This window comes from Arthrobacter sp. SLBN-83, assembly GCF_006715285.1.
GTDB lineage: Bacteria > Actinomycetota > Actinomycetes > Actinomycetales > Micrococcaceae > Arthrobacter.
Window position 1 is genome coordinate 3,468,154 of sequence record NZ_VFMX01000001.1, and the last position, 25,817, is coordinate 3,493,970.

General features: G+C 64.8%; 28 protein-coding genes. 16 read left to right on the forward strand and 12 right to left on the reverse strand.

Going from position 1 to position 25,817, the window contains the following annotated elements:
• Positions 1-19: 19 nt before the first annotated feature.
• Positions 20-2,359 carry a 5-methyltetrahydropteroyltriglutamate--homocysteine S-methyltransferase gene (gene metE / locus FBY30_RS16245; protein ID WP_142133652.1) on the forward strand — a complete coding sequence of 780 codons (2,340 nt, stop codon included), beginning with the start codon at positions 20-22 and terminating at the stop codon, positions 2,357-2,359.
• A 75-nt stretch (positions 2,360-2,434) separates the two neighbouring features.
• Here metE and FBY30_RS16250 read toward each other — a convergent pair whose 3' ends face one another.
• From FBY30_RS16250 to FBY30_RS16260, 3 genes are read right to left on the reverse strand one after another with little or no spacing between them, the layout of a single operon-like run.
• Complete coding sequence (locus FBY30_RS16250) at positions 2,435-3,145, reverse strand: DUF4386 family protein (protein ID WP_235009461.1); 711 nt, start codon at positions 3,143-3,145, stop codon at positions 2,435-2,437.
• Positions 3,146-3,197: 52 nt separating this feature from the next.
• Positions 3,198-3,704, reverse strand: coding sequence for a DUF2004 domain-containing protein (locus FBY30_RS16255; protein WP_142133654.1), 507 nt, complete (start codon positions 3,702-3,704; stop codon positions 3,198-3,200).
• A gap of 45 nt (positions 3,705-3,749) precedes the next feature.
• Complete coding sequence (locus FBY30_RS16260) at positions 3,750-4,667, reverse strand: LysR family transcriptional regulator (RefSeq protein WP_142133655.1); 918 nt, start codon at positions 4,665-4,667, stop codon at positions 3,750-3,752.
• Positions 4,668-4,763: 96 nt separating this feature from the next.
• Here FBY30_RS16260 and FBY30_RS16265 point away from each other — a divergent pair, with 96 nt between their 5' ends.
• From FBY30_RS16265 to FBY30_RS16310, 10 genes are all read left to right on the forward strand, one after another.
• Positions 4,764-6,152: an NAD(P)/FAD-dependent oxidoreductase gene (locus tag FBY30_RS16265; protein ID WP_142133656.1), complete on the forward strand. Its 1,389-nt coding sequence runs from the start codon at positions 4,764-4,766 to the stop codon at positions 6,150-6,152.
• Positions 6,149-6,880 carry a DUF1365 domain-containing protein gene (locus tag FBY30_RS16270; protein WP_142133657.1) on the forward strand — a complete coding sequence of 244 codons (732 nt, stop codon included), beginning with the start codon at positions 6,149-6,151 and terminating at the stop codon, positions 6,878-6,880. Before FBY30_RS16265 ends, FBY30_RS16270 begins: the two co-directional genes overlap by 4 nt.
• Positions 6,877-8,217: a class I SAM-dependent methyltransferase gene (locus FBY30_RS16275; RefSeq protein WP_200830709.1), complete on the forward strand. Its 1,341-nt coding sequence runs from the start codon at positions 6,877-6,879 to the stop codon at positions 8,215-8,217. Before FBY30_RS16270 ends, FBY30_RS16275 begins: the two co-directional genes overlap by 4 nt.
• 32 nt (positions 8,218-8,249) lie before the next feature.
• Positions 8,250-8,771, forward strand: coding sequence for a TspO/MBR family protein (locus tag FBY30_RS16280; RefSeq protein WP_142133658.1), 522 nt, complete (start codon positions 8,250-8,252; stop codon positions 8,769-8,771).
• A 361-nt stretch (positions 8,772-9,132) separates the two neighbouring features.
• Entirely contained in the window at positions 9,133-9,378 is a 246-nt protein-coding gene (gene nrdH, locus FBY30_RS16285; protein ID WP_013601222.1) for a glutaredoxin-like protein NrdH, read from the forward strand.
• An 89-nt stretch (positions 9,379-9,467) separates the two neighbouring features.
• Positions 9,468-9,938: a class Ib ribonucleoside-diphosphate reductase assembly flavoprotein NrdI gene (gene nrdI, locus FBY30_RS16290; protein WP_142135345.1), complete on the forward strand. Its 471-nt coding sequence runs from the start codon at positions 9,468-9,470 to the stop codon at positions 9,936-9,938.
• A gap of 20 nt (positions 9,939-9,958) precedes the next feature.
• Positions 9,959-12,079: a class 1b ribonucleoside-diphosphate reductase subunit alpha gene (nrdE, locus tag FBY30_RS16295; RefSeq protein ID WP_142133659.1), complete on the forward strand. Its 2,121-nt coding sequence runs from the start codon at positions 9,959-9,961 to the stop codon at positions 12,077-12,079.
• Positions 12,080-12,176: 97 nt separating this feature from the next.
• Positions 12,177-13,151, forward strand: a complete 975-nt coding sequence (nrdF, locus tag FBY30_RS16300; RefSeq protein WP_142133660.1) for a class 1b ribonucleoside-diphosphate reductase subunit beta — start codon at positions 12,177-12,179, stop codon at positions 13,149-13,151.
• A gap of 153 nt (positions 13,152-13,304) precedes the next feature.
• Positions 13,305-14,351, forward strand: a complete 1,047-nt coding sequence (locus FBY30_RS16305) for an MsnO8 family LLM class oxidoreductase (protein ID WP_142133661.1) — start codon at positions 13,305-13,307, stop codon at positions 14,349-14,351.
• A 342-nt stretch (positions 14,352-14,693) separates the two neighbouring features.
• Positions 14,694-15,422, forward strand: a complete 729-nt coding sequence (locus FBY30_RS16310) for a PspA/IM30 family protein (RefSeq protein WP_142133662.1) — start codon at positions 14,694-14,696, stop codon at positions 15,420-15,422.
• Positions 15,423-15,451: 29 nt separating this feature from the next.
• Here the strand turns inward: FBY30_RS16310 and FBY30_RS16315 are convergent, their stop codons facing one another.
• The gene (locus tag FBY30_RS16315) at positions 15,452-16,486 is read right to left on the reverse strand and encodes an AAA family ATPase (RefSeq protein ID WP_142133663.1); all 1,035 of its coding nucleotides are present in this window, start codon (positions 16,484-16,486) and stop codon (positions 15,452-15,454) included.
• A gap of 569 nt (positions 16,487-17,055) precedes the next feature.
• Between FBY30_RS16315 and FBY30_RS16325 the strand changes: the two genes are divergently transcribed.
• Positions 17,056-17,595: a hypothetical protein gene (locus FBY30_RS16325; protein ID WP_142133664.1), complete on the forward strand. Its 540-nt coding sequence runs from the start codon at positions 17,056-17,058 to the stop codon at positions 17,593-17,595.
• Between the two features lie 49 nt (positions 17,596-17,644).
• Here the strand turns inward: FBY30_RS16325 and FBY30_RS16330 are convergent, their stop codons facing one another.
• Positions 17,645-18,193, reverse strand: coding sequence for a DUF3090 domain-containing protein (locus FBY30_RS16330; protein ID WP_142133665.1), 549 nt, complete (start codon positions 18,191-18,193; stop codon positions 17,645-17,647).
• Positions 18,194-18,211: 18 nt separating this feature from the next.
• On the opposite strand from FBY30_RS16330, the gene FBY30_RS16335 reads away from it, so the two are divergent.
• Together FBY30_RS16335 and FBY30_RS16340 are read left to right on the forward strand one after the other, a co-directional pair.
• Positions 18,212-18,595, forward strand: a complete 384-nt coding sequence (locus FBY30_RS16335) for a hypothetical protein (protein ID WP_235009462.1) — start codon at positions 18,212-18,214, stop codon at positions 18,593-18,595.
• Positions 18,596-18,634: 39 nt separating this feature from the next.
• Positions 18,635-19,171: a GNAT family N-acetyltransferase gene (locus FBY30_RS16340; protein ID WP_142133666.1), complete on the forward strand. Its 537-nt coding sequence runs from the start codon at positions 18,635-18,637 to the stop codon at positions 19,169-19,171.
• Between the two features lie 583 nt (positions 19,172-19,754).
• On the opposite strand, the gene FBY30_RS16350 is transcribed toward FBY30_RS16340, so the two are convergent.
• Positions 19,755-20,273 carry a DUF2087 domain-containing protein gene (locus FBY30_RS16350; protein ID WP_142133667.1) on the reverse strand — a complete coding sequence of 173 codons (519 nt, stop codon included), beginning with the start codon at positions 20,271-20,273 and terminating at the stop codon, positions 19,755-19,757.
• A gap of 100 nt (positions 20,274-20,373) precedes the next feature.
• Here FBY30_RS16350 and FBY30_RS20725 point away from each other — a divergent pair, with 100 nt between their 5' ends.
• Together FBY30_RS20725 and FBY30_RS16355 are read left to right on the forward strand one after the other, a co-directional pair.
• Positions 20,374-20,520 (forward strand): hypothetical protein, encoded by a 147-nt coding sequence (locus FBY30_RS20725; protein ID WP_160141487.1) that lies wholly within the window; start codon positions 20,374-20,376, stop codon positions 20,518-20,520.
• Between the two features lie 58 nt (positions 20,521-20,578).
• Positions 20,579-21,187: a hypothetical protein gene (locus tag FBY30_RS16355; RefSeq protein ID WP_235009463.1), complete on the forward strand. Its 609-nt coding sequence runs from the start codon at positions 20,579-20,581 to the stop codon at positions 21,185-21,187.
• A 16-nt stretch (positions 21,188-21,203) separates the two neighbouring features.
• On the opposite strand, the gene FBY30_RS16360 is transcribed toward FBY30_RS16355, so the two are convergent.
• The 6 genes from FBY30_RS16360 to FBY30_RS16385 form a co-directional block, all read right to left on the reverse strand.
• Positions 21,204-22,151, reverse strand: coding sequence for an alpha/beta fold hydrolase (locus FBY30_RS16360; protein ID WP_142133668.1), 948 nt, complete (start codon positions 22,149-22,151; stop codon positions 21,204-21,206).
• Positions 22,152-22,179: 28 nt separating this feature from the next.
• On the reverse strand, positions 22,180-23,205 hold the full coding sequence (locus tag FBY30_RS16365; RefSeq protein WP_235009464.1) for an alpha/beta hydrolase: 1,026 nt from the start codon (positions 23,203-23,205) through the stop codon (positions 22,180-22,182).
• 28 nt (positions 23,206-23,233) lie between these two features.
• Positions 23,234-24,091 (reverse strand): HNH endonuclease, encoded by an 858-nt coding sequence (locus tag FBY30_RS16370; RefSeq protein ID WP_142133669.1) that lies wholly within the window; start codon positions 24,089-24,091, stop codon positions 23,234-23,236.
• A 51-nt stretch (positions 24,092-24,142) separates the two neighbouring features.
• Positions 24,143-24,337 (reverse strand): hypothetical protein, encoded by a 195-nt coding sequence (locus FBY30_RS16375; protein WP_142133670.1) that lies wholly within the window; start codon positions 24,335-24,337, stop codon positions 24,143-24,145.
• Positions 24,334-24,864 (reverse strand): hypothetical protein, encoded by a 531-nt coding sequence (locus FBY30_RS16380; protein WP_142133671.1) that lies wholly within the window; start codon positions 24,862-24,864, stop codon positions 24,334-24,336. The genes FBY30_RS16375 and FBY30_RS16380 overlap by 4 nt, the downstream gene beginning before the upstream one ends.
• Before the next feature lie 98 nt (positions 24,865-24,962).
• Positions 24,963-25,811 (reverse strand): universal stress protein, encoded by an 849-nt coding sequence (locus tag FBY30_RS16385; RefSeq protein ID WP_142133672.1) that lies wholly within the window; start codon positions 25,809-25,811, stop codon positions 24,963-24,965.
• Positions 25,812-25,817: the final 6 nt, after the last annotated feature.

A 25,817-nucleotide genomic window follows, 5' to 3' on the forward strand; every position in this document is an offset into this window, starting at 1 on the left:
CCACTTCCAGGAGTACCCCATGACTGAACAGAACACCCCCCGCACCCCGTTCCCGTCCGCTTCACTTCTCGGCTACCCCCGCATCGGCCGCCGCCGCGAACTCAAGAAGGCCGTGGAGGCCTACTGGGCCGGCAGGATCGACGCAGCCGCCCTGGACGCCGCCGCGAAGGACATCCAGCTGGCCACCGCCCGCCGCCTTCAGGAACTCGGCCTCACCGAAGCCGCCGCCGTGCCGGGCACCTTCTCCTACTACGACCAGGTCCTCGACACCACCGCCCACCTGGGTGCCGTGCCTGCCCGCTTCGGCAAGCTGCTCAACGCCGATGGGCAGCTGGACATCGACGGCTACTTCACCCTGGCCCGCGGCAACAAGGAACAGCAGCCGCTCGAAATGACCAAGTGGTTCGACACGAACTACCACTACCTGGTGCCGGAAATCAGCCCGGAGACAGAGTTCACCCTGGCCTCCAGCGCCAAGGTTGATGAGTTCGCGTTCGCCCTGGCCAATGGGATCGAAATCCGCCCGTACATTGTTGGGCCGGTGACCTACCTGCTCCTGTCCAAGGCCTCCGACGACGCCCCGGCCGGTTTCGCACCGCTGTCCCGCCTCGAAGACATCCTGCCCGTCTACGTCCAGCTGCTCGAAAAGCTCGCCGACGCCGGCGCCAACTGGGTGCAGCTCGACGAGCCGGCCCTGGTGGTCGACCAGGACACCCCGGCTGCAGAGGTCGAAGCAGCTGTTGCACGGGCATATGAGGTCCTGACCGCCGCGGCCAACCGTCCGCAGATCCTCGTTTCCACCCCGTACGGCTCGCTCGAAGGCCAGCTGGGCACCCTCGCCGCCACCAACATCGAGGCCCTTCACATCGACGTCTTCAAGGGTGCCGTTCCCTCCGCCGCCGCGCTGGCGGGGCTGGGCAACAAGACCCTGGTGGCCGGCGTCGTGGACGGCCACAACATCTGGCGCAACGACCTTGCCGCCTCCGCCGCCAAGCTGGACCAACTGAAGGCCGCCGCCGGCAAGCTCGCCGTCTCCACCTCCACCTCCACCCAGCACGTCCCGCATGACGTTGCTGAGGAAACGCAGCTGTCAGAGCAGCTCCGCAGCTGGTTGGCCTTCTCGGACCAGAAGGCCGTGGAGGTCACGACCCTGGCGTCCTACCTCGCGGACCCGGCCTCGGCCAAGGCTGCCATCCAGGAGGCCACGGCCGTGATCGCTTCCCGCGCCACGGCGGAAGGGGTCCGCCGCACCGACGTCAGGGCCCGCACCGGAGCGCTTACCGCCGCAGACTTCACCCGCTCCGACTACGCCGTGCGCGAGGCAGCCCAGGAAGAGGCGCTGGACCTGCCGCCGCTGCCTACTACCACCATCGGCTCCTTCCCCCAGACCTCCGAGATCCGTACCGCCCGCGCCCGCAACACCAAGGGCGAGCTGAGCGATGGGCAGTACGAACAGCTCATGAAGGACGAAATCAAGCGCGTGGTGGACCTGCAGGAAGAGCTGGGCTACGACGTGCTGGTGCATGGCGAACCCGAGCGCAACGACATGGTGCAGTACTTCGCCGAGAACCTTGAAGGCTTCGACGTCACCGTCCACGGGTGGGTCCAGTCCTACGGCTCACGCTGCACGCGCCCCTCCATCCTGTGGGGCGACGTCATCCGCAGCGCCCCCATCACCGTTAAGTGGGCCGAGTACGCACAGTCCCTGACCGCAAAGCCGATGAAGGGCATGCTCACCGGTCCGGTGACCATCCTGGCCTGGTCCTTCGTCAGGGACGACCAGCCGCTGGCTGAGACCGCCAACCAGGTTGGCCTGGCGCTGCGGGACGAGATTGCGGACCTCCAAGCTGCAGGCATCAAGGTCATCCAGGTGGACGAGCCCGCCCTGCGCGAACTCCTCCCGCTGCGTAAGGCAGACCAGGCCGAGTACCTCAAGTGGTCGGTGGACTCCTTCCGCCTGGCCACGGCGGGCGCCGCCGACTCCACGCAGATCCACACCCACCTCTGCTACTCGGAGTTCGGCGTGATCATCGACGCGATCGACGGCCTGGACGCCGACGTTACCTCCATCGAGGCCGCCCGCTCCCGCATGGAGGTTGTCCACGATCTCGAATGCCACGGCTTCGGCCGCGGGGTTGGTCCGGGTGTCTACGACATCCACTCGCCCCGCGTTCCCGGCGAGGCTGAGGTCACCGAGCTGCTCTCCACGGCCGTCAAGCATGTCCCGTCCCGCCAGCTTTGGGTCAACCCGGACTGCGGCCTGAAGACCCGCGGCTACGCCGAGACCGAGGAGTCGCTGCGGAACCTGGTCAAGGCCACGCAAACGGTCCGCGCGGAACTGCTGCAAGCGGCCAAGTAAGTGCTGGTTTCGACAGGTTCAACCACCGGTGGTTGGGCCTGTCGAAACCTTAAGAAGCGGACGACGGCGGTTTGGTCACCCGAGGTGACCGGCCGCCGTCGCCTGCTTCATCCGCCAGGCGCTGACTGCCAGCCAAACGCTTGCGGCGACGATCGCCAGGATGCCGACCAGAGTAGGCACCGAGTTGGCGTCGGAAAACCCGGATTCTCCGATGATCCACCCCTGGGACAGGTAGGCCAGCCCGGACAGCGCCATGAGTAGTCCGATGATCCGGGGAACACGATGTGTGGCAGCCACAGCAATGCCAAGCAGCACCAGTGCAGCTCCGAGCAGGAGGCTTTGGTAGCTGCGCATGCCCCATTCCAGCCAGCGGATGCCTTCGGCCGTAGCGAAACGGGCTGCTTTTTCGGGCTCCGGGGCAGCGGCCCAGGCGTCCACCGCCCGCTTCAAAGCCACGCCGTCCACCGCCTGGAGTGCCGCATAAAGCGCCAGGGCCGCGGCGGCGGAAAGGGCACCAAAGCGGGCAACCCAGGCCACAGCGTGCTGACGGACCTCAAGGGCTGCCCACAGGGAGACGAGAGCCGCGCATACCAGCGCCATCCCCACGAACTGACCGAGGTGGACGGCGGTCCAGATGCCGCTGTTGGCGTACGCAGTGAACGAGGCAATGTGGTCGTTTGCATCATGGGACCCGGCATGGAACGCGCCGGCGAGTATCGAGGCGAGCACGCCGGCCAGGAGCAGTGACGCAGCGAGTCGAAACGTGCCGGCCCTGGGTTCTTGCATAACTCCCATGGTGGTACCACCGGCGCGGCGGCGCCAGAGTCGAACGCCCCGTTCAGGACTCCCAGACGATTTCGTCGTCCACCACGCCGTCCTGGTCGGCGCAGGCCACCAGGACCTCATCGGTGAAGTGCTGGCCCAGGGTGAAGTCCATGACGAAGTAGCGCTCGGGCTGGCCGGGATAGATGGCCACGTGGCCCAGTTTCAGGGCCTTGAGGAAGACCTCGTTGGTGAGCTGGCTGCGGTCCTGGACGCCGAACACCTTGTGCAGGTGCTCGTCCTTGAGGGCGTTGCAGTGGAAGTGCAGGTATTCCTGGGGGCTGGTGCCCTCCTGCTCAAGCTCCTCCGCGATCATTGCGCGGACCTCGTCCACCAGTTCGGGGAGGAAGCGCAGCCGGTATTCGACCTTGCGGAGCGCGGCTTCGTCGAAGTGGTCGTGCGCGTTGATGTTCAGGTCGAGTTCCAGCGCGTGGCCCCGCAGCTCGTGCTGGGCCGCGAAGAGGTGATCCTTGCCGTGGTTGAGCTCGATCTCCCCAAAGTGCTGGCTCGCTACCTTGTTCATAGTCTCAACATAGACCCGTAGGGCAGACCATTCCAGCGTTCGGCCCTAATTCACCGCGGTGCGCATCCCGGCAAGGGTTTCGGCCAGCAGGTCAACGAAAAGCTGCACCCGGGCTGTCTTCCGGTCGTTGATCAGCAGGGCAAACACGTTCCGTGCCAGCCGGATTTCGGGCACGTCCAGCACCACCACGCCTGCCGGTTTGTTCCGCAGCGCCAACTCCGGAACCAGGGCCGCGCCCAGTCCCGCGGCGGCCATCTCCAGGCTGGCGTGGAAGTCGTCGCTGTGTGCCACCACGCGGGGGTGCAGGTTGCAGCCGGCGAACAGCCGCTCGATCACCATGGCGTCGCTGGTGCCGGGATGGTGCATGATCCATGGCATCTCTGAAAGGTGGTCCGCCGCCACCTTGGCATCGGCCCGGAAGCCCCAGCCCGCCGGCAGCACCACCCGGAAGTCGTCGTCGCCGATCCATTGCCGGTTGATGGTGTTGGGCCAGGCGAAGCCCGTCTGCCCCACCTGGAACACCACCGCCAGGTCGAGGTCCCCGCCGGTGCGCAGGCCCTGGATGGTCTGGCCGGGTTCCGCAACGGATACCCGTAAATCAATGCCCAGTTTCTTCCACGCCGGGTTCTTCAGGATCCGGGGCAGCACGTAGGTGGCCAGGCTGGGGAAGATCCCCAGCCGCAGCTCCTGGCTTTCGCTGTCCTGCGTCCTTGACGCGGCGGCCATGAGTGCCTCAATGTCCGTGAGCACCTTGGCGGCATGCCGGGTCATGACGACGGCGGCCTCCGTGGGGACGACGGCACGCGCCGACCGCTGGAAGAGGGTTACGCCGGTTTCCCGCTCCAACGCGGACATCTGCTGCGAGACGGCCGATGCCGTGTAGCCGAGCGTCGCGGCGGCCGCAGCGAACGAGCCCAGCCGCGTGACCTCCAGGAGGGTCTTCAGGTGCACGGGATTTACCACCAGCCCACAGTACTGCACCCATCCGCGGCCGGTACTGCGCCGAATTGCCGTCTGTATACCCGGCCCAGCGACAAATGTTCAGCAGAGGAGCATAAGTTGTCACTTAACCCAGCAGGAAGTGCAGGCAGGCGGCGCATCGCCGTGATCGGCAGCGGCGTGGCAGGACTGACGGCCGCCTATGTCCTGAACAGGCAGGACGACGTCACCCTGTTCGAAGCAGACTCACGGCTGGGCGGCCACGCCCACACCCACGACATGCCGCAGCCGGACGGAGGCGTCATCGGGGTGGACACAGGGTTCATTGTCCATAACGAGCGCACCTATCCCACCCTGCTGCGGCTGTTCGCCGAACTAGGCGTGGAAACGCAGGACTCGGAGATGAGCATGTCCATCCGCTGCGACGGCTGCGGACTGGAGTATGCCGGCGCCCGGGATGGTGCCCGGGGGATCATAGCCAAGCCTTCCAGCCTGCTGCGTGGCCGCTACCTGCTGATGCTGCTGGAGGTCACCCGCTTTTACCGGAAGGCGAGGGAACTACTCAGGACCGCGCCGCCGTCGGCCGTCAGCGACGAAGTGGACATCCCGGAACTGACGCTCGGCGCCTTCCTGGAGCGGGAGAAGTTCAGCCCCTACTTCATCTCGCACTTCATGACCCCGGTGGTCAGCGCCGTCTGGTCCTGCGATCCCACCACCGCCCTTGCCTATCCCGCGCGGTACCTTTTCACATTCCTTGGCCATCACGGGATGTTGGGCATCAAGGGCTCGCCGCAGTGGCGCACGGTCACCGGCGGCTCGGCCCGGTATGTGGAGAAACTCGCCGCAACACTCAGCGACGTCAGGCTGAACACGCCCGTCATGGCCATCCGGCGGCTGCCTGACGGGGTGGAGCTCGCAACGGACAGCGGGTTGGAAGACTTTGACGCCGTCATCATCGCCACCCATCCTGCGCAGGCACTGGGGTTCCTGGCCGACGCCACTCCTGAAGAGAAGGAAGCGCTGGGCGGGATGCCCTACTCGGTGAACCACACCGTGTTCCACCAGGACCCCGCCGTCCTGCCCGCGGCGGACAACGCCAAGGCGTCCTGGAACTACCGGCTTCCGGGTTGCGACGCCCGGCCGGACAAGGTCCTGGTGAGCTATGACCTGACCCGGCTGCAGCGGCTCACGCCGGCGGACGGCCGGCCCTACCTGGTGAGCCTGGGCGAATCAGAGCTGATCGCTGACGACGCCGTGCTGGAGCGGATTGTGTACGAGCACCCGCAGTACACCCCTGAGTCGCTCAAGGCCCAGCAGGCCATCGCCGCCCTGAGCAACAGCCGGATCGCGTACGCCGGGGCCTACCTCGGCTGGGGCTTCCACGAGGACGGCGCCCTCTCCGGCGTGCGGGCCGCGCAGAAGCTGGGCCGTACGTGGCCGGTGGCGCTCGCCGACTCGGGCGACGCCGCCGGTGAAGGGGAGCGGGAACTGGCCCCGGAACCTGCATGACCATGGACGCCTCGATTTACCGCACCTCCATTTCCCACGTACGGCGCAGTCCCCTGAAGAACGCGTTCACATACCGGAGCTACAGCTGGTTCGTGGACGTGGACGCCATTCCGCGGCTGCCGTTCCTGCTCCGCCCGCTGGCAGTGTTCCGCGCAGGGGACCACCTGGGCGACCCGGACAGCAGCATCCGGGCCAACGTGGAGCGGTACCTGCGGACCCAGGGGTTGGAGCCCGACGGCGGCCCCATCCACATGCTGGCCAGCGCCAGGGTGTTTGGGTACGTCTTCAATCCACTCACCCTGTTCTGGTGCTACCGCTCCGGCGGAGACCTGCAGTGCGTGGTGGCCGAGGTCCACAACACCTACGGGGAACGCCACTGCTACCTGCTGCGCACCGACACCAGCGGGCGGGCGTCCGTGCCGAAAGCGTTCTACGTTTCACCCTTCAACGACGTCGACGGGCAGTACCGGATGAAGCTTCCGGCCCCAGGGGACCGGCTGGCGGTATCCATCATCCTGGACCGGGAGGGGCAGCGGCCCTTCGTGGCCACCATGGACGGACGGCGGAGGCCGGCCACGGTCCGGAACATCCTGGCGGCCGCCCTGGCGGTGCCTGCCGCGCCGTTGCTGGTATCCGCCCTGATCCGGATTCAGGGCATTAAACTCTGGGCAAGACGCCTGCCCGTCGTTGCCAGACCACATCACCCCTCACAGGAGGCAGTTCAATGACAATGACTGACGACAACGGCACCACCGCCGGGCATCATTCCGCAGCCTGGGGCGCAACCGGTGTGCCGGCGTCGCCCGCCACCATCGATCCGGACCGCTGGCCCGGTGTTGCCACACCGCCGTCGGGCCTCAAGGCTGACGTCGCCGGCAAAGCTGCCGGCCTGCTCTTCAAGGGGGCAGTCAAGCGGCTGCCGCTGCGGGTGGAATATCCGGACGGAACGGTGCTGGGAACGGGCGGACAGGATGCCCCTGTGATGACCATGGTGCGGCCGGAGGCCTTCGAGAACCGGATCGGCGACAACGGCCTGATCGGACTGGGGGAGTCCTTCATGGCCGGTGACTGGGAAGCCTCCGACCTGGCCGCGGTGCTTGAAGTATTCGCCGCCTCCGTGGACGTACTGATTCCCATGCCGCTGCAGAAGCTGCGCTCGCTGTACCTGCCCCGCACGCCCCGCCAGGAACGCAATGCCGAACAGAACACGCGGAGCAACATCTCAAGGCACTACGACCTGTCCAACGAGCTGTTCTCCAACTTCCTGGACGCCACCATGAGCTACTCGTCGGCACTGTTCCCGGACAAGGCCGGCCCGCTGTCCTCTGTGGGCTGGGACCTCCTCGCGGAAGCCCAGCAGGCCAAGATTGACCGGTTGCTGGACAAGGCCGGCGTGGGCCAGGGGACCCGGCTGCTGGAAATCGGCACCGGGTGGGGTGAGCTTGCCCTGCGCGCCGCTGCCCGAGGCGCCACCGTTTACTCCGTCACGCTTTCCAGCGAGCAGAAGGCGCTGGCCGAGTCACGAATCGCGGAGGCCGGGTTCGCGGACCGGGTGACCGTGGCCCTGCAGGACTACCGGGCGGTGGAAGGCGAGTACGACGCCGTGGTGTCCGTGGAAATGATTGAGGCCGTGGGTTATGAATACTGGCCCATCTACTTCCAGACGATCGACCGTGTCCTGGCCCCCGGCGGAAAGGTTGCCATCCAGGCCATCACCATGCCGCATGGGCGGATGCTGGCCACCCGCAACGCGTACACGTGGGTGCACAAGTACATCTTCCCCGGCGGTTTCCTGCCGTCGGTCCGGGCCATCGAGGGCGTGACCCAGCAGCACACCACCCTGCGCGTCCGGGAGCGCATGGGGATGGGTGACCACTACGCCGCCACGTTGCGGCTGTGGGAGGAGCGGTTCCTTTCGCGGTCCCGGGAAGTGGGGGAGTTGGGCTTCGATGCCGTCTTCCAACGGATGTGGTTGTTCTACCTCTGCTACTCGCGCGCCGGTTTCCAGTCGGGGTACCTGGACGTGCAGCAGATAGTGCTGGACCGCCGGGAGGCGCAGCTCTAGGTTTGCCTGTTAAGGGAAGGGGAGGAACAGGGATGAAACTCAAGACACTGGCATGGACGACGGCGGCAACGGTCGCCACCGCCGCGGCAGGCGGGGTGGCTACCGACCCCCAGAGCAGCTGGTACCTCAAGCTGCGTAAGCCCGACTGGCAGCCACCGGCTATTGCGTTTCCTGTGGTGTGGACTGCCCTGTACGCCGATTTGGCGTTGACGTCCGCAGTCGCGCTGGACCGGGCTGCTGAACGGGACAAAGCTGCCGACAGTCCCGGCCCGGTCCGTAAGGACCACCGCCGGGAGCTGCGTTCCTACCAGGGTGCACTGGCCGCCAACCTGGTCCTTAACGCGTCGTGGAGCTGGTTTTTCTGGCGCTCCCGGCGGCCGTGGCTGGGAGCTGCCGAAGCAGGGGTGCTGGCGGCCAGCAGCGCTGACCTGGTGCGGAGGACCTACCGGCTGAACCGCACGGCCGGCGTTTCGCTCGCTCCGTATGCCGCCTGGTGCGGGTTCGCCACCGTATTGTCCACAGCAATCGCCAGGCTCAATCCCGGCGGCAGGTAGGAACGGGAGGAAATCTTCCACTGCCGCGTGCTGGATCAAAGGGTCCTCCATCACTACATGTAGTGATGGAGGGCCCTTTTCCTGTGGTGGGACTGGCAGGGCGACACGCCGGGGAATTGCGACACGCGCACTGTGCAAAAGTGTGCAAGTCCGTCCACAGGGTGTGGACCAACCCCGCAAAAAACCCGGGATCCCGGGCATTTTTTTCGGTCCGGCCTGTGGATTAAAGGTGCATTAAATGACATACTTGTAATACATCATCTTGGGGTTCCAAAGAGGCGTCTGCACTACATGTAGTATCTACATACAGCTGGACGGGGACACCGCCCCAGCAAGAGTTCAACTAAGGGGACAGGGACAAATGACCGTAACGGTTTACACGAAGCCTGCTTGTGTTCAGTGCAACGCCACTTACCGCGCGCTCGACAAAAAGGGCATCACCTACCAGAGCGTTGACATCTCCCAGGACGCCGAGGCACTCGAGCGCCTGAAGGCACTGGGCTACATGCAGGCTCCCGTTGTGGTCACCGACCAGGACCACTGGTCCGGCTTCCGCCCGGACAAGATCGAAGAACTGGCACTCTCTGCCGTTTCTTCCGTGGCCTAGGAGCCACAGCTTTTCCTGCCGGCAACCAACTACCAGCTGAGGTGACTCCCATGGCACCAACAGCACAGCGTGACCACACGGCTCAGCGTGTGGAGGTGTCCCCGCCGGCCACAGATCGGAACGATCTTGGGCAGGCCCTCACGGAGAGCCAGCTCATCTACTTTTCCTCCACATCCGAGAACACCAGCCGCTTCGTTGCGAAGCTTGGCCGTGAGGTGGCCCGGATCCCACTATATGCAAAGGACGCACCCCTTCTCGCCACCCGGCCGTTCGTGCTGGTGGTGCCCACCTATGGCGGCACCGGGGGAGAGGGGTCCGTTCCCAAGCAGGTCATCCGGTTCCTGAACAACCCGCAGAACAGGAAACTGCTCCGCGGTGTTATTGGCGCCGGCAACACAAACTTCGGGGATAACTACTGCATGGCCGCGGACATCATCGCCGCCAAGTGCCAGGTACCCCACCTTTATCGATTCGAACTTATGGGAACGCCGGAAGACGTCACCCGGGTCAACCAAGGATTGGACAAGTTTTGGACACGACTGTCGCAGACACAGAAGTAACCAGGGCCCAGAAACCTGAGATGCCTGCCGCCTACAAGGGGCTGGGCTATCACGAGCTGAACGCCATGCTGAACCTTTATGGTCCCAATGGCGAAATCCAGTTCGGCGCGGACCGCGAGGCTGCGCACCAGTACTTCCTGCAGCACGTGAACAACAACACGGTGTTCTTCCATGACCTGGAAGAGAAGCTCGACTACCTGGTGAAGAACCAGTACTACGAGCGCGAGACGCTTGACCAGTACACGATGAACTTCATCCGTGAGCTGTTCAACCGCGCCTACAAGAAGAAGTTCCGCTTCGAAACATTCCTGGGTGCCTTCAAGTTCTACACCTCGTACACCCTGAAGACGTTCGACGGCAAGCGCTTCCTGGAGCGCTATGAGGACCGCGTGTGCATGGTTGCCCTGCACCTTGCCCGCGGCAACGAGCAGCTTGCCACCCAGATGGTGGACGAGATCATCGAAGGCCGCTTCCAGCCGGCCACCCCCACGTTCCTGAACGCCGGCAAGAAGCAGCGCGGCGAACTGGTCTCCTGCTTCCTGCTCCGCATCGAAGACAACATGGAATCGATCGGACGCTCCATCAACTCCGCCCTGCAGCTGTCCAAGCGCGGCGGCGGCGTGGCCTTCGCGCTGACCAACATCCGCGAAGTCGGCGCCCCGATCAAGCAGATCGAGAACCAGTCCTCCGGCGTCATCCCCGTGATGAAGCTCCTCGAAGACAGCTTCTCCTACGCAAACCAGCTCGGCGCCCGCCAGGGTGCAGGTGCCGTTTACCTGCACGCACACCACCCGGACATCTACCGGTTCCTGGACACCAAGCGCGAGAACGCGGACGAAAAGATCCGCATCAAGACCCTCTCCCTCGGCGTCGTCATCCCGGACATCACGTTCGAGCTGGCCAAGAAGGACGAGGACATGTACCTGTTCTCGCCCTACGACGTGGAACGCGTCTACGGCATGCCGTTCTCCGACGTCTCGGTCACCGAGAAGTACTACGAGATGGTGGACGACTCCCGGATCAAGAAGACCAAGATCAAGGCCCGCGAGTTCTTCCAGACCCTCGCCGAGATCCAGTTCGAGTCCGGTTACCCGTACATCATGTTCGAGGACACCGTGAACCGGGCCAACCCGATCGACGGCAAGATCATCATGTCCAACCTGTGCTCGGAGATCCTCCAGGTTTCCCAGCCAACCACGTACAACGATGACCTGTCCTACGCCGACACCGGCAAGGACATCTCCTGCAACCTGGGTTCGCTGAACATCGCCAAGACCATGGATTCCCCGGACTTCGGACTGACTATCGAGACCGCCATCCGGTCCCTCTCGGCAGTGTCGGACATGTCCAACATCACCTCGGTGCCGTCCATTGCCAAGGGCAACGACCAAAGCCACGCCATCGGCCTGGGCCAGATGAACCTGCACGGCTACCTGGCACGCGAGCGGGTCCACTACGGCTCCGAAGAAGGCCTGGACTTCACCAACATCTACTTCTACACCGTGGTGTACCACGCGGTCCGCGCCTCCAACCTGCTGGCCATCGAAACCGGCCAGACGTTCGGCGGCTTCGAGAAGTCCAAGTACGCGTCTGGTGAATACTTCGACAAGTACACGGAGCAGGAGTGGGTGCCGCAGACCGAGAAGGTCCGCGAGCTCTTCAAGGACGTCCACATCCCCACCCAGGCTGACTGGCTGGCGCTGAAGGCTTCCGTCATGGAGCACGGCATCTACAACCAGAACCTGCAGGCTGTTCCGCCCACCGGCTCGATCTCCTACATCAACAACTCCACCTCCTCCATCCACCCGGTGGCGTCCAAGATCGAAATCCGCAAGGAAGGCAAGCTGGGCCGTGTCTACTACCCGGCGCCGTACCTGACCAACGACAACCTGGAGTACTACCAGGACGCGTACGAGATCGGTTACGAGAAGGTCATCGACACCTACGCTGCCGCCACCCAGCACGTTGACCAGGGGCTGTCGCTGACGCTGTTCTTCAAGGACACGGCCACCACGCGAGACATCAACAAGGCCCAGATCTATGCCTGGAAGAAGGGCATCAAGACCATCTACTACATCCGTCTCCGCCAGCTCGCGCTGGAAGGGACTGAGGTTGAGGGCTGCGTCAGCTGCATGCTCTAGTTGCACCGTCAACTAAAGGTGCCAGTACGACGGCGGGCGGCCGCCCGCCGTCGTACGCTTTAACTTAGTGAAACCCACCCAACGCTTAGGGGATGACATGACCGAGAAGGTCAAGCTGCTTAGCCACGTCGAGGCCATCAACTGGAACCGCATCCAGGACGATAAGGACGTTGACGTCTGGAACCGCCTGGTGAACAACTTCTGGCTGCCGGAGAAGGTGCCGCTGTCCAACGACGTCCAGTCGTGGAACACGCTGACCCCGGTTGAGCAGCAGCTCACCATGCGCGTGTTCACCGGCCTGACCCTGCTGGACACCATCCAGGGCACCGTGGGCGCCGTCTCGCTGATTCCGGATGCGCTGACCCCCCACGAGGAGGCCGTCTACACGAACATCGCCTTCATGGAGTCGGTGCACGCCAAGAGCTACTCGTCCATCTTCTCCACGCTGGCCTCCACCAAGGAGATCGACGAGGCGTTCCGTTGGTCCACCGAGAACGAGAACCTTCAGAAGAAGGCCCAGATCGTCATGGACTACTACCAGGGCGACGATCCGCTGAAGCGCAAGGTGGCCTCCACGCTGCTGGAGAGCTTCCTGTTCTACTCGGGCTTCTACCTGCCCATGTACTGGTCCTCACGCGCCAAGCTCACCAACACGGCAGACCTGATCCGCCTGATCATCCGCGACGAGGCCGTTCACGGCTACTACATCGGCTACAAGTTCCAGCGTGGCCTGGAGTCCGTTTCCCCGGAGCGCCGCCAGGAAATCAAGGACTACACGTTCGAGCTGCTGTTCGAGCTGTACGAGAACGAGGTCCAGTACACCCACGATCTGTACGACGGCGTGGGCCTGGCTGAGGACGTCAAGAAGTTCCTGCACTACAACGCCAACAAGGCCCTGATGAACCTGGGCTACGAGGCGATGTTCCCGGCGTCCGTCACCGACGTGAACCCGGCCATCCTCTCGGCCCTGTCCCCGAACGCGGATGAGAACCACGACTTCTTCTCGGGCTCGGGTTCCTCTTACGTGATCGGCAAGGCCGTGAACACGGAAGACGAGGACTGGGACTTCTAGTCTTCTTCCTTCTTCAATGGTGGGCCCGAATGACCCCGCATGCTGAGGCATGCGGGGTCATTTTGCACACCTCAGGCTGAACTGCGTCGGACCCGGACTCCGTACCTGCGTTCCGGACCGGAATTCTTCCTCGCCCGGCGTGGTTCCAGCAGTATGGCCCTTCCCCCTCCCCGGATTTCCATTCTCGACCGTGCCAATGCTCGCGACGGGTTTCCTGCTGCCGACGCCCTGAACCGGGTGCTGGAACGTGCTCAGTGGGCCGAGGAGTTGGGTTACCACCGTTTCTGGGTCGCAGAGCACCATGCGGTACCAGGCATCGCCGGTTCCGTTCCGGCCGTGCTGATGGCCGCCGTTGCTGCCCGGACGCACTCCATCCGGGTCGGTTCAGGAGGCATAATGCTTCCCAACCACCAGCCACTCGTGGTGGCCGAACAGGCGGCCACGCTGGAGGCCCTTCACCCCGGACGGATCGATTTGGGCGTCGGCCGGTCTGTGGGTTTCACGCCTGCAGTCCGGGATGCGCTGCACGCCGGGAAACAGGACGCGGAGCGGTTTGAAGACCAGGTGTTCGAACTGCTTGCCTACCTGTCCGGAACCGCGTCCATCACTGCCCGGCCGCGGAACGACTCGGCGACACCGGTATTCGTGCTGGCCACCGGGTCGGGAATCGATATCGCAGCCCGTGCCGGCCTGGCGGTGGTGCTGGGCGGGCCAGCCGTGTTTCGGACGGATCAGAACGGCAGACTCCCGGCGCTGGAAAGGTATCGCTCACAGTTCCGTCCATCACGGTGGTTCCAACGGCCCTTTGTCATGGTTTCCGCCAACGCAGCGGTGGCCGCCACGAGCCAGGCAGCCAGGGAACTGCTTCTGCCCGAGGCCGTCGCGCTGGCCCGCTCCAGGACCACCGGCGAATTCGCCGCCCTGGCGCCCGTAGGCCCGGCCGAGTGGGCCGCCCTGACTGTACGGGAAAAGGAAGCGGTCGAAAGGAGCCTGGCAAGCTCGCTCTACGGCACGGCCTCCGAGGTGCGGACCCAGGTCCAACACGTGCTCGTGGCCTCCGGAGCTGACGAGTTGCTGATCACGGGCGGAGCCTTCGACGTCGCGGCACAGGCCGAATCGGACCGGATCCTTGCCGGACTCTTTCCGCAGGACGAGCACCACAGCATGGACGATCGAAGTGGATTCGTCGCACCCCGTTGACGCCCACGCCACGCCGAGCGGAACCATCGACGCGGGGCAAACAACCAGGACGGGTAGTAGCAGCCGCGCCCGGATCAGCGGGCGTCCGGGAGCCGGGTTAAGGGCCGGCGGCGGTTTGGGGGGCCGCATCCGGTCTCGGGATGCTTCTGCCGCCGGCCCTGTCCCCATGTCTAGATCCTGCCCCAGCGGCAGGATCTTGCCCTCAAAGATAGGAGCCGTTCCTAAACGGCAGCCCATGATGGGCACAAGGTTTGCTCAAGAGTGGCCGGGTCACTACCGCTGGGTCCCAGGTTGCTTTCCTTCGGATAGGATGCCAATTCCACCAACAATAGAAAGACCGCAGTGAAGCAGAGTATTTTCTCCCGGGTCGCCCAGCTCGCCAAGGCCAACCTGAACGCCCTCCTGGACTCCGCCGAAGACCCGCAGAAGATGTTGGACCAGATGGTTCGCGACTACTCGGAGAATATCCGCGAAGCCGAGGCCGCCGTCGCCCAGACCATCGGCAACCTCCGCATGGCCGAGGACGACTACAACAGGGCAATGGACGATGCCAACACCTGGGGTAACAAGGCAATCGCCGCCTCCCGGAAGGCCGATGAGTTACGCGCCGCCGGGAACAGTGTTGACGCGGACAAGTTCGACGCCCTCGCCAAGGTTGCCATCGGCCGGCAGCTCACTGCCGAATCCACCGCCAAGGCCCAGGAGCCAAACCTGGCCGCGCAGAATCAGGTGGTGGACCAGCTGAAGAACGGTCTGGAGATGATGCGCGGAAAGCTCAGGGAGCTGACCGCGAAGCGCAACGAGCTGGTCAACCGTGCCCGGGTGGCAGCCACCCAGTCCCAGGTGAACGAGGCCCTCAAGGCCCTGGACAGCGGGGATCCTACATCGGCGATCGGCCGTTACGAGGACAAGGTCCGCCGCCAGGAAGCCACGGCCCGCGGCCAGCAGGAACTCGCGGCCTCATCACTGGATGCCCAGTTCGCCTCCCTGGAAGACCTCGGCGAGCAGACCGAAGTGGAGGCAAGGCTTGCGGCGCTGAAGTCCATGGACCGGAAGGCCATCGACTACTAGGACACCGTCCAGGACGGCCGCAAAATCGGTCAGAGCAGCCAGCGCCACCAGCGCGGCTGTTCCGGTTCCGGCGTCGGTTCCGGCTCCGGCTCTTCTCCCAGGGCCAGTGCGGCCTTGACGATGTCGTCCTCGGTGAGCGTCATGACAGCGTCACGATCGAGCGTGTCAAGACCTTGTTCCTCGTCGAGCGACAGCCGCAATGCCTGGCGGTTGAGCGCCTGCTCGAACAGCGTGCGGGCGAAGCGTGCGTTGCCGGAGTCCTCGCCCGCGTGCAGCCCGGCGAGGATTCGGCGCAGCATCTGGTCCGCATCAGGCTCCAGCCTGTACTCGTGTTGGGCCAGCATCTGGTGGAAAATCGTCTGGAGTGCGTCGACGGAGTAGTCGGGAAAAGTGATCTCGCGGGCGAACCGGGAGCGCAGCCCAGGGTTCGAGAGCAGGAAGGACTCCATTAGCCGCGGGTACCCGGCCACGATCACCACCAGGCGGTGGCGGTGGTCCTCCATCCGTTTCAACAGGACCTCGATCGCTTCGGGGCCGAAGTCCATCCGGCCGTCCTCAGGGGCCAGCGCGTAGGCCTCATCGATGAACAGGACGCCGTCCAGCGCACGCCGAATCACCCGGTCCGTCTTGATGGCGGTCTGGCCGACGTACTGCCCCACCAGGCCGGAACGGTCGACCTCGACCAGATGGCCCTTCTGCAGCAAGCCGACTGCGCGGTACATTTCGGCCAGGAGCCGTGCCACGGTGGTCTTGCCCGTGCCCGGATTCCCAAGGAAGACCAGGTGCTGTGATGTGGCCACCTCGGGCAGGCCGTGTGCCTTGCGGCGCGCCTGGACCTGGAGCAGTGCGACGAGGGCCCGCACCTGTTCCTTGACGGTCTCCAGCCCAACCAGTGCGTCGAGTTCGGCTTGAAGCTCGGAAAGTGGCCGGGCCGGCCCGGACCTTGGACCGATGAGATCGCCGACCAGGTCATCGACGCGCTCCGAACCGGGCAGCTTGAGCTGATCGGCCAGGTGGCCGATGGTTTCGCGCAGTTCGTCGAGCGGTTTCCGGCTGGCAGCCATGCATACACTGTAGTACCCGTTTCCCGGCCACGAGCGTCTCATCCTGCTCTCATGGGACCCAGCCGTAGCGGAGCGCAGGGTCCGGCCCTAGGATGGCGTCAGTGTGAGGGTGGTCTTGCCGCTGTTGCGGTGGTTGGATCCTGATCACCTGGGTGTCTGGCTCTTAGGCTGGCTGCCGTCTTCGGGTTGGCGTGCATGGGTTATGCCGGCGTCCGGGTGTGATGGACCGGCCGGCGTGACTTGATAGGAGCGTGGCATCGCCCCCACTGAGGTTTGTCCGCCGACCGGCCCAGCCGTCCTCAGAATGGAAGGAGGCAACCACCATGGTTGTCGTTGGCGCGGATGTTCACAAGCGCACGCACACGTTTGTTGCGGTCGATGAGGTCGGCCGCGAGCTCGGCCAGAAAGGTGTACTACGAGAAACGCCTCGACGGCGGAGACAGTAAACCCGAAGCCCTGCGCTGCCTCAAACGACGCCTCGCCCGGATCGTCTTCAACAACCTTCGAACCGACCACCAGAAACAAACCACGACTTGCGCCGCCTTAGCGGCTTGACATAGGAGCAACCCATGAGGAAGTGGGGCGAAATGCATCCCGCGCTCCGTGCAGTTTTGGTGGGCGTCGTTGCCTTTGCCGCCATCGTGGCGGCCGGTCTCATCCTCGGGGGCGACCTCGACGACGCGGTCGCCAATGCCGTCTTCTACGCTCTGATGATCGGTGGCGGCGTGTTTTTCCTGACGAGGTTCCCGACGGACACCGCCAAGCTTGATGAGCCCGGCAGATTTATCATCTTCCTGCGTTTCCCCGACTCATCCCCGGGCTCGCTCAGCAGCATATGGCAGGTGGGCGTTGCCAGCCCAAGCCCGGGACGGATAGATTTCCAGCCAACCGTGCATGACCAACTGATACCCACCGGCCGCAGCAAGGCCTTTACGGGACTCAGGGCTATGAAGTCCCTACCGCGGAAGGCGAACCGCCACGACAACAAGCAGGAAGTGCCATTGGACTTTCAGGTCATCACCCTGAACTCAGACGGTGGCGTCATTGAAATTGCAGCCACTCCTGCCACTCTCCAGAACCTGCAGCGCGTCGTATCGACACCCTCGTAGGCGATGACTGCGTTCAAGGGCCTGCGCCGGCTACCCGCGGCGCGCCCCATCAGCTTTCGGGAGGGGAGCAGATGTGACCGTCAGCGTCCATAGGGTGCCCGCACAGCGGGCAGAGGGGACGCCCGGCGCCCACTACTTCCCGTGTGCGCTTGGTAAATGCGCGGGCGGTGCCCACCGGCATTTTCACCAACACCATTTCGGGTACTTCAGCGTCGTCCTGATCGAGGGCTTCGTCGTCGTCATCCGCATCGCTGATGGGGTAAGCCTCTATGACCACCTGCGCCGTTGTGGGGTCCCAACCCAGGCTCATGGCGCCGGTTCGGAATTGCTCTTCAACGGCCTCGAGCGGATCGTTATCGACGAGTTCAATGGGAGTACTGGTGGGAACGCTGAAGGGGTTGCCCTCAAGGGCGTTGAGCTGGTCGAGAACATCGTCAATCTTCTCCGCGAGCAGAGCCGCCTGCTGCTTCTCCATTGCGATAGTCACGATCTGCTTGCCCGTGCGTACTTGCAGGTAGAAGGTGCGCGCCCCCGGAACACCGACGGTGCCGATAACGACCCTGTCAGGCCAGGAAAACTCGTGAACAAGTGTAGGCATGTCAGTAGTCTAGGCGACATGAACTTCCTCGGCCGGTGGGCCGGAACCATCGCATGGGCGATGCTGGTCCTGGCTTCGATGGCCTTGATCGTCATTGGACTGTCCGGGACTTTGTTCTTTGTTTGGGCTCCGGAACCAGCGCTGGTGGAGAAGGCGAATGTTGGCCGCCCTTACGTCTATGCAGGGTGCGTGTTGTCCGTGACGGCGGCCCTGTTGTCACATGTGCGGGGCAACCCTATATGGGTGACGGTCTGCGTCGGCCTTGTAGGGATGCTGGTGGGGTGGGCTGCCTGGACGAACCCCTACAACCTGCTACGCCACCTGGCCGTCGTCGTGACCTTCCCCCTTGCCCTGGCCGGGGTCGCCGAGGTCATGTGGGCACGCGGGTACCGACAACGGTGACGGGTCCAAGGGAATCCTTCTACTGGGTAGTGTGAACAAATGAACTTCTCTTTCGAACTCCCTGAGGGCGTGGTCCTCCGGCCGGTCCAGAAGCTGGACGCCAGGGCGCTGACAGAGGCGTTCCAGAAGAACCGCGCCCATCTTGCGCCGTGGGAACCGATTCGTCCCGACAAGTTCTACACAGTTCAAGGACAACAGGAGGTGATCACCAGGCAGCGGCGGGAACTTTCTGCAGGCACCGGCCTTCCAATGGTATTGGTGCGCAAAGAGGACGTGGTCGGCCTGCTGACCTTGAGCTCCATGGTGCGGGGTGCCTTCCAAAACGCGCACCTGGGTTATTGGATGGACCAGGCTTTGCAGGGTTCCGGAATCATGACGGCGGCAGTGGCTGCCGCCGTCAACATCGCCAAACATGACCTCGCGCTGCATCGGCTTGAAGCCGCGACCCTGGTCCATAACACGGCATCGCAGCGGGTGCTGGAAAAGAACGGATTCGAGTCCTACGGCACCGCGCGAGCCTATTTGCGGATAGCGGGGATGTGGCAGGACCACCGCATGTTTCAGCGGATTCTTTAGACGATATGGGGCAGGAGAAACTGCTCACGCGGCCCCGGTCCGAATCGGAGCGGTTATGAAGCACGCAGGGGGGGGCCAGCACCAGTCCGACGGGGATGCTGACGGCCACCACCGCCACCAGGGCCCGGTAAACCCACAGCGCCCACCCGGGCTTTGTACCGGGGCCGCGAACAGTGTCAAACATCAACGCCAGCGCAGCAACCAGCAGTACGCCGCCGGCATCGACCACCCAAGGGTTTGCAACCAACGTGCCGCCAATAACGAGCGCGGTGGCAGCGTTCCACGCAACCAGCTCCGCGACAACTCTCCAGCCGCTGAAGCGTCGCGGCGCCAGGAAGTATTGGCTTATGCCCAAGACGCCCTGCGCCACTCCTCCGACGAGAACGAGATACGCCGCCGCCCACGACCCGTGCTCAAGATGAAGCGGACCAGTTACGGCGGCGACGAGGCCACCTGCCACAACGCACAACAGCGCCACCGCGCCGAAGGCCAATGCCCCCTTGATATCGCTTACCGGCCCCACCGGTGACGAGTCGCTCATGCCGTCAAAACTACTGCGCAGCACGTCAGCGCAGGGGAGGGGTTACTCCGCTAAGGAGTACGAAGAACCCGAAGGCGTGCGCTGCAGCACGCCGAAGTCGACCATGTAGCGGCGCAGCAGCACCACGTCGTCTGTATAGCTGAGCAGCCGCTCGTTGACCTGCCTCTCAGTGAGTTTTTCAGCCGGTGCGATGACCTCGGTGGCGATTCTCGCCAACAGCGCCCGACGCTCGGTTAGATTCGCGGGATATCTTTCTATCCGGCCGAGCCGCATGAACCTGTCCAGCCCGGTCTGCGGCTGCCGGCGGGGCTGCTGGGCCAGCAGGTCCCGGAATATCGTTTCCCCAGCCACAAGCTCACCGGATGCGTGCCGCTGGACGAGTCCGGATTCCAGCAGGCCGGCGATGGCCCGTTGGCGCCGCTGCTCCTTCACATCAGGCAGGACATCATGAGGCGCTGCCCCCAGCACTATCTGGGCATAGGCAGTCCTGGCATCAGCGTTGCCCAGCGTCGCCAGCACGCGACGCCAGTGGGGTCCGTTCATCTTTGATCCTCGGGTCACGCCAGCCTCCTCCTCTGCCGCTGACGCACGCCAGTGCGTCGAGGCGTGGTGGAGATCCTAGCCCGAACGCACAGTTCCAGGAAACCGATGCGACCCGCGCGTGCTGCAACAAAAGTTCGACGCGCTCAGGTACCTCATTGTCCAGGCACGACGGCGGCGCGCGGCCTGGGCGCTTAGCGCTCCGGCAGTGGTCTTCCTGGCCTTGGCGAATGCGGCAGCCATCCTGCAGGGGCTCGCCGGGCGCTGACCGGGCCACAGGACATTCGGCACTGTCCCGGGGCCTGGCAGCACCCCAAACTGAGGTGATGCGACTCCCCATGCGCGTACTCCCCGTGCTGGGCATTGCGGCCGCCGTAGGAGCCTATGTCCGCTGGTTCCGTCCCTGGCAGCTCACCTGGGGCGCCACGCCGGAAGAGGTCGCCCGGGCGATGCCCGGCGACGAACTGGTGCCCAAACCGACCTTCAACGCCACGAGGGCCATCACCATCGCTGCAGCGCCGGAAGGGATATGGCCATGGCTGGTCCAGGTGGGGCTTGGCCGCGGCGGCTGGTACAGCTATGACATTCTCGACAACCTGGGCCGGCCAAGTGCGCGGCAAATCATCCCTGAGCTGCAGAACCTCGCCGTAGGCGACATCCTCCCCATGAGTCCCGACGGCAAACACGGAATTCAGGTCCAGAGAATCGACCCGCCACTGTCCATGGTCTGGGGCACGCCGGGGGACACCAGCTGGACGTGGCAGCTTGAGCCCAGCAGCGACGGTACCACCCGGCTTATCAGCCGTATCCGCGCCCGGTACCGCTGGTTCCCGCCTAACCTTGCCTTCTCGGCGCTCGTGGAATTCGGCGACATCTGGATGATGCGGAAGATGCTGCTCAACCTTCGCAAGCGCGCCGAAACGGTGCCGCTGTAAGGCCAGGAACTCCGCGCTAGGACTCCTCCTCCTTTGCGTAAAGCGCCAGGAGATCGCGGCTGAACTCATGCGGGGATGTTTCGCAGGGGCTGTGCCCACCCCTGTAGACCCCGATCCGGGCACGGATCGACTGCGCGAACAGCCGGTGCAGCTGGAGCGGCCACAGGTCATGCTCGCCCACGGCCACGAACTTGGGAAGCCCGGCCTCCGCCAGTTCCTGCCGTAGATCCGGAACGTTTTGCATCAAGGTGTAGATATCGCGGATCGAGGAGCGGCGGGTGAAACGGAAGCGGTAATTGACGAACCGTTGCCTTGCCGGAGGGACATGGGCCACCCTGCCGCTGCGGATCCCCCAAATCAGCAATGCGGCACCGGCCCTGCCGTTGACCCACGTGCTGAACCGGCCGATGCGGCTCACGCCCCGGAAACTGTGGCCCGGCTCCGGTGGGCAGCCCAGGAAGGTAATGGACCGGAAGAGGTCCGGCCGCTCCACGTAGGCAAGCTGGGCGATGATGCCCGCGAAGGAATAAGCCACAACATGCACGGGCGTGGCCCTGGATTCCATGACCGCCACGAAGTCGTCCACGAACAACCGGTAGTCGTAATGCCTTCGGGGCGGCACCAGGTTCTCCGGCCCTGCGCCCGCTGATTGGTACTGGCCCGCCAGATCATAAGCCAGTGCGTAGTATCCGGCGCCGGCCAGGTCCGGCATCATGAGCGAGAAATCCTCCTTCGAGCCTGTGGCGCCGGGCACGAGGACCACGCACGGATTATCCGGATCGCCAAGCGCCATGGCCGCGAGCTTGCCGCTGGGGACGTCAAGCGTGAACTGTACCGAGCCAGGCGGCGGTACGGACCAGTCGACGTCCCCCAGCTCCGCATCCTGCAAGGCGGCCGCATCCACGCGGGCAGAGCCAAACTCCTCGGGATCAACCCCGAACTCTCGTTGGCCCGGCTCCGGCATGGTCCCAAGATAGCCCAGCCGGGCGGGCCTAGTCAGCGGCAGCGGGCGGACCTGCCACGTTGCCCACGAACGCATGGAGCCGCCGGTACACCTCCTGCGATTCCGGGTAGCGGTAATCCTGCTGCCAGGTATGTTCGGTGTTGGCGCTGGCCCAAGGGTAGATAAGGGCGTCCACGGGAACGCCATGGTCCTGCAGCCGCTCGATGAAATTGAGGTTGGACCGGTAGAAGAAGTCGCGCTCGGATGTGGTGACGAAGACCGGCGGGTGGTTCCCGTCCAGCCACTCGATGGGGGACAGGTAGCCGGCTGCAGAGCGCAGCCGTGCCGCGGTCAGGGGAGCCGTGGCCGGCAGCAGCATGCGGACGAAGTTCAGGCTCAGGACAAAGCCGCTTTCAAAAAACACCGAAAAATCAACGGCGCTGCAGTGCTGGACAAGCCCTTTCACATGCCCTGCCGGAACGGCTGGCAGCAACGAATAGTGCGCGGCCAGTTCAGGCCGCAGGCTGATGGCGGTGAGCAGGGCCGAAATCTGCCCGCCCGCGGAGTCCCCGCCCAGGACCAGGCGCGCAGGGTCCCCGCCGTACTCCCCGATATTCGCGGCAACCCACGCAAGGGCGGCGTTCGCGTCCTCGAGCACATGCCCCATGTGGAACCGCGGCGCGTGCCGGTAGTTGACGTTGACCACCACCATCCCGCCCAGGGCCTGGTTGGCGCAGTACTTGGTCAACGCAGACTTGTCGCCGGACGTCCATCCGCCGCCGTGGAAATACACATAGACCGGCAGGCCCCCGCCGCCAGGGGCCGCTACTTCACCCGACGGATGGGCCAGCGGCAGCAATACATCCAGCCGGTGGGCGCGCAGGCCGTCGCCCACGTAGTCGAGGTCGTGGACATATGCCACCTCGGTGACGGGATCGGTGTTGAACCGGACGCGCTCCCGCGAGCTGACCGAACGCATCAGCAGGCGCCACGTCCACACAGGGACGCGGCGCAACGCAGTCCTGGCCCGGCGGGCCAGCGGGAAAGCGCCACCGGAATGGGCAGCCACCGTCATTCCTCCATTTTAACGGCCGACCCGGGCCTTACCCGTGCCTGCCGTCCATGATCCGCCGCGCATCCTCCTGGGCCCTCAGGGCCAAGGTTGTCACCACTTCGCCCCTCATCGCCTGGCTGGGGGCGGGGTTCATGTTCCGAAGTTCGGACACCGTGCGCGGCGGGTTCACGCTGTGGGCCACCGCATGGCAGTTGGGGCACAGCGGAATGAGGTCGGCTACGGGGTCGAGCTGGTAGCCACTGTCCAGCATTTCCGGCGGCACCACATGGTGCACGGCCAGGGCCTTTGGTGCGCTGCCACCGTAGGCGGACTCGAAAGAGAACCCGCAGGCCGCGCACGATGTGCCATGGAACGCCACGCAGATCCGCCGGGCGTCAGGGTCCCGTTCGTAGCGGCTTACCTGGACGGTGCTGACGGCGTCCGGCGGAAAGGTGCCGCCCACCACCTCGGCGCGGGCCGCCGTCGTCGGGCCGCATTCACGCCACAGCCGGCGCAGGGCAGGCTCGTACGACGGCGGCAGGGCCACCATGGAGGGTCCGTCCGCCTCGGGCCAGTGGTCACCGGGGAGGGCGTCGGCGACGACGCCGGGACGTATCTGTTCGCCCAGTGGAAGCAGTGCGTCGAAGGTGACGGCAATGAACCAATCGCCCGCTCCGGCCGGCTGGTAGGGCTCCGACGCGACCACGCCGTGACCGATCAAACCACTACCCGCTTCGTTACTGCCGTGCAGCAGGAGCCAGGCTTCGGTGCCCGGGCTGACATCCGGCCGATGCTCCAGGCACCACCGCGCGATTGCCCTGCCGGACTCTGCCACGCGCTCAACGACGATTTGGTAGTCCCAGCGCACCAGCCCGTTTGAGTCGCATCCGAGAATTACTGCAGCCACTGCGCACCGCACCCGGCCACGCGCCGTCGAACGTCAAACACCGGGCGGGACTTAGATCGGTTCCTTGGCCAGTGCCTTGGTCTTGGCGGGCGTTTCGCGGCCCAGGCGTTGATCGAGCGTGACGCGCAGGCGCGCTGCGGCAACCTGGACACGGTGCTCGGCGGCCGTACCGGTTTTCTTGGCGGGCTTGGCCGCCGTGGTCCGGGGAGTGTGGACGAAACGGTGTTCAGGCGATGTTGCGCTCACGGTCCAACCTCCTTGGTACTGTCGTCATCCGTCATTCCATTCTCGCCTAAGTTGTCGCGGTCGTCCACGAAGGCCAGCTCCTGCCCCGACCCGTCGTCCACCTGGGCATCGTCGCCGTTCTCGTCGCCAGAGACGCTCTTCCAAGCGATATCGAACAATTCGAGTTCCTCGGTGCGGGCCAACTCGCTTCTGGCCAGGACCTCCAAGGTCGCCAGCCCCAGTGCCTTGGTCCCTTCATCCGGGTCCAACGCCCGGTCCAAGGCCCACTGGGTGCGGCGCCACCATTCCGCCCGGCTGTCCGCCTCGGTCTTTTGCCGTAGGGCGTCGGCATCGGCCTCGCGTTTTTGATCCAGCGCCGTCTTGTCGGCGGCGGTGCGCTGCTTCAGGGTGCGCCAGTTGATGTAGAAGGCGAGCAGGGCCGCGATGAGCACGGCCAGGGGGCCCAGCCCCGCGAGGATGACCCACCAGTCCGCCGGTCCGGAATGGACGACGACGTCCAGGGGGTCGGGGGAGGGAACAGGGGTCACCGGACCAGCTTAGGCGCCAGGTTCCGACGGCAGCGGGCCGACACTCCACCCGCATTCCTTCCTTAACAGCCGCTGCCACTGTGTCGACTTCCGCTGCTTCAACTGCCCCGCCGGGAGATGAGCACCGGACCGTGGGCGTGGTGCAGAACTGCGTGGGCGGTGGAGCCCATGGTTTCCCTGAGGATGCCCTGGCCCTGGGAGCCGACCACTGCTATCCGGGCTTCTGCAGAGGCCTGGAGGATGGCGTGCGGGACCGAGCTGTCCGTAAAGATCTTTCCGTCAACGGGAATACCGGGTGCCACGGAGCGCGCACGGTCCAAGGCGGACGACAGGATTCTTTGGGCCTCAGCGTCGGCTTCCTGCGTAGCCGGCCGCCGGTGGCCCGGGGGCTGATGCTGGACATGGATCACCGTGAGTGCTGCCTGCCACGCCGTTGCGAGGGCGCAGGCATCCTCCAGTGCCGCGGGGGAACCCGAGGCGTCGACGGCGGCGACCACCGGCCCGTCCGGGTGGAGGTCCTGGCGAATCACGGCGACTGGGCAGGCAGCGGTGGCCGCCAGTTCCAGGCTCACGGACCCCACAAGCAGGCCTAGGAAACCGCCCAGGCCGCGGCTGCCGACGACCAGCAGTCCTTCTCCTGTGGAAACCTGGGCCAGAAGCTGCGCAGGCAGTCCGTGGAGCAGTGTGCTCCTGACCTGAAGCCCGGGAACCTCCGCTGCCGCATGCTCAACGCCCTCTTCCAGGATGGACTGGGCGGACTGCTCCAGGCCGCTGCCGGATACGCCCGGAACCGGGCCGAGGTGCCTGGTAAGCAGCGGCCACATTGAACAGTGCACAACGTTCAGCGGGCACCTCACCGCCCGTGCATGCCGGGCTGCCCAGCGGACGGCGGCCGCGGCCTCATCCGATCCGTCATAGCCGGCAACCACGGCTTTTGGCTCCTGCATCACCTG